Source organism: Pseudomonas fluorescens (assembly GCF_902498195.1).
Classification (GTDB): Bacteria; Pseudomonadota; Gammaproteobacteria; order Pseudomonadales; family Pseudomonadaceae; genus Aquipseudomonas; species Aquipseudomonas fluorescens_BU.
Genome location: NZ_CABVIY010000022.1, coordinates 1 through 551, shown reverse-complemented (window position 1 = coordinate 551; position 551 = coordinate 1). Strand labels below are relative to the sequence as shown.

Below are 551 nucleotides of genomic sequence, written 5' to 3'. Positions count from 1 at the left end.
CCGTTAGGCTGGTCCCGAGCCTGGCCGCCTGGTCCGGGGACACGGCCGCCTGGGCGGCGCCGGCGACGGCCAGCGCGAGGGTGGTGGCCAGTAAGGTTTGAGCGAATTTCATGGGGTGTCTCCTGTTGCTGGGCAATGGTTCGATTAAATAGTCGTTTTGAAAGTTAAAGTGACCATGCCGCGATCCTTGAGCTGGGATGGTGTACCGCCGAACGCGGTGTTCTGGCCGGGCACGCAGTTGTATTGCCCGTTGGCCCCCGGCGACGCGCCGTCTCCTTGACTGCCCGCGCTGCCTGGCGAACTGCAGGTATCGAACGGACCGAAGTTGTCCACGTACTTCAGGTCGAAGCGGTACTGGTTGCGCACGTCCATGCCGACGCCGACCGAGTAGCTGCCGGCGTCTTCGTTGCCGCCGAGCTGCACGGCGGAGTTGCCATTGAGGCCGACGTTGTAGGTCATCGGCAGGTACATATCGATGCCGGGGAAGACCTGGTACCAGGTCGGGTTGAAGTTGACGCCGAGGATGTAGTTGTCCTTGGTGACCTTGTCGG

Annotated in this window: 1 protein-coding gene; it reads right to left on the bottom strand. The window is 62.6% G+C overall.

The window, feature by feature from the left end; all coding sequences use genetic code 11:
* Window positions 1-144: 144 nt before the first annotated feature.
* A partial coding sequence (locus tag F8N66_RS31330; RefSeq protein ID WP_150773744.1) for a DUF1302 family protein occupies window positions 145-551 on the bottom strand: 407 nt, incomplete at its 5' end.